Source organism: Moorena sp. SIO3B2, from assembly GCF_010692525.1.
GTDB lineage: Bacteria > Cyanobacteriota > Cyanobacteriia > Cyanobacteriales > Coleofasciculaceae > Moorena > Moorena producens.
In genome coordinates, this window is record NZ_JAAHHE010000669.1 from 1 (window position 1) to 2,360 (window position 2,360).

General features: G+C 45.8%; 3 protein-coding genes and 1 pseudogene. 2 read left to right on the forward strand and 2 right to left on the reverse strand.

The genetic code is table 11. The features are described from left to right. A pseudogene (locus F6K38_RS39595) lies at window positions 1-188 on the forward strand (methionyl-tRNA formyltransferase); the annotation flags it as partial. Here F6K38_RS39595 and F6K38_RS39600 read toward each other — a convergent pair. After that, window positions 189-557 (reverse strand): DUF6464 family protein, encoded by a 369-nt coding sequence (locus tag F6K38_RS39600; RefSeq protein WP_287360378.1) that lies wholly within the window; start codon window positions 555-557, stop codon window positions 189-191. Window positions 558-844: 287 nt separating this feature from the next. Beyond that, on the reverse strand, window positions 845-1,030 hold the full coding sequence (locus F6K38_RS39605; RefSeq protein ID WP_287360376.1) for a hypothetical protein: 186 nt from the start codon (window positions 1,028-1,030) through the stop codon (window positions 845-847). Between the two features lie 270 nt (window positions 1,031-1,300). Here F6K38_RS39605 and F6K38_RS39610 point away from each other — a divergent pair. After that, window positions 1,301-2,360 (forward strand): amino acid permease (locus F6K38_RS39610; protein WP_287360377.1); only part of this gene is annotated, 1,060 nt, incomplete at its 3' end.

Genomic DNA, 2,360 nt, shown 5'->3' on the forward strand with positions numbered 1-2,360 from the left:
TTGATGTTGGTTCAGGTCGTCCTGGAGAAGTTGTAAAGATTGCCAAGACAATCGGTCCAATTATTCAAACTGGAAAGGGAATGTTGTTGTTGCAGCAAGTGCAATTAGCTGGCAAACGTGCTCAATCGGCTTGGGATTTTGCCAATGGTATGCGTTTAGAAGTAGGAGAAGTTCTAGGTAATGGTTAGTTAGTTAGTTCCGGTTTTCAACGGTTTGTAAAAGCGACAAGAATCACAGGGTCCGTCTGGATTGACAGCACAACGAATCAATTCAGAGTGAGCATTGAAATAGCAGCTGGCATCCCCAATCACCCAACGCCCCTGGAGCAGGCTTTTTTCACTAGGCTGTCCAGAAGACTGCACATACAGAGCAATTTTATGCAAACGATAGCGCCCTGACTTAAGACAGTAGCGGTGGCGGCGCTCTAAAACTGTGTAGGTTTTACCTTTAAAGTTGAGATAGTTACCGGGTTGAGGTATCCAATCCAGTTGAACATTGCCAATGGTCTGACGTGGGTGGGTCAAAATTAACTCTGTCGGTAGAGAATCAGGCTCCATAGTGCTTATTGTCATTCACGCTACAGTTGAATGGTATCGCAGGCTGTGGGCTGACTATCTAGCCCAACAGAATTCTACATAGAATTGTCTGGTTAAGTACAACACACTGGCGCTCTTCTTGAAGACTGGATTGATCAACGAAGTGATTAACCGGAGTTGATATTACCCATATTGGGTAATTGGTCATTGAGGAAAAAATGTCTTAAATTCGTGATTGGGGTGCATAAAGTTGGGAATGCGCGCAAGTTAATTCTGTAGTCAGCTTAAAAGACTGTCAGATTAAAAGACTATCGTTTCTGTTCTCTTCGTTCCATTAGCAGTTTGTACTTGTTTGCCCAAAACCCCATGACAGCAGTTAGTCCTGTGGTGTGAAATTCATTCAATGTTGAACCAAAAGCCCAGGCTACCAACGTTGTAACATCCTTTAGTTGCAATGTCGGTGGCTTGGGGGTAGAACTGGTGGAGTTGTTCATGAACCATTATCAATTCACCAACTGACATTGTCTGCCAAGGACTTGAAAAATTTTCCAGCTATACCCCCATCAAAAATGAATTAACAACAAAGTATGAACATCTCTGGTATTTCACCGAGGACGCTTCGCACTTGCTTGGCCTCAGGGCTATTTTCAAGTCAGAAATCCATGGGCGTTTCGCCCACACCAAAGGAATGAAAATCTCTGTTCCCTATTCCCTATTCCCTATAGTCAGATTAGCTTAATGCACTATATTCGTGTTTGAGACATATGAAGTTACTGTTTGGTCGCCGCTCATCTCCTGTTGTCGAGCCTACTCAGGAAAAAACTTCAGGTTTGGGAACATTCGGTGGGGTCTATACTCCGTCGATTCTCACCATCCTGGGGGTTATTATGTACCTGCGCTTTGGTTGGGTACTTGGTAATGTTGGTTTAGTGGGTACCCTAATCATTGTTACCCTCTCCACCAGTATTACCTTTTTGACGGCTCTGTCTATTTCTGCGATCGCAACTGACCGCATTGTTAGGGCTGGTGGTGCCTATTACATGATTAGCCGTTCCCTAGGAATTGAAACTGGCGGTGCCGTAGGAATTCCCCTTTACTTTGCCCAAGCTCTCTCAGTCGCCTTATACACTATTGGTTTTGCTGAGAGCGTAGTTCAGACCTTTCCCCACCTCAACCAGCTTTATGTAGCGCTAATTACTACTATTTTAGTGGCAATACTGGCTTGGACTTCCGCTAGCCTCGCCATCCGCATTCAATACTTTATTATGGCTGCGATAGTGCTATCCCTGATTGCTCTATTCGTCGGTAACCATGATTACCCTTATGATGTAGCTAATATTGAGCTGTGGGTGACCTCCAAAGAATCCTTCTGGGGTGTCTTTGCTGTCTTCTTCCCTGCCGTGACCGGTATCATGGCTGGGGTGAATATGTCCGGTGATCTACGCAACCCGATCCGCGCCATTCCCATCGGTACTCTGGCAGCAGTAGGCACAGGATATGCCGTTTATATGATCGTACCAATTATTCTATCGATGCGGGTGGGGGGAGATGCCCTAATTGCCAATCCTCTGATTATGAGGCAGATGGCATTTTGGGGTCCGTCAATCCTACTCGGGGTATGGGGTGCTACTCTCAGCAGTGCCTTAGGCAGTATTCTGGGTGCTCCCCGGATTTTACAGGCACTAGCTAGAGATGGGGTATTACCCCGTTGGATGCGATTCCTAGGTACGGGTAGTGGACGAGATGATGAACCACGGATTGGTACCGCTGTAACGTTGGGAATAGCTACTGCTGCAGTTTGCCTTGGTCAATTAGATATCATTG

Bases quoted from the DNA above. Each gene is read 5' to 3' on its own strand.
- F6K38_RS39600 (WP_287360378.1), bottom strand. From the start codon at position 557: ATGGAGCCTGATTCTCTACCGACAGAGTTAATTTTGACCCACCCACGT.
- F6K38_RS39605 (WP_287360376.1), bottom strand. From the start codon at position 1,030: ATGAACAACTCCACCAGTTCTACCCCCAAGCCACCGACATTGCAACTA.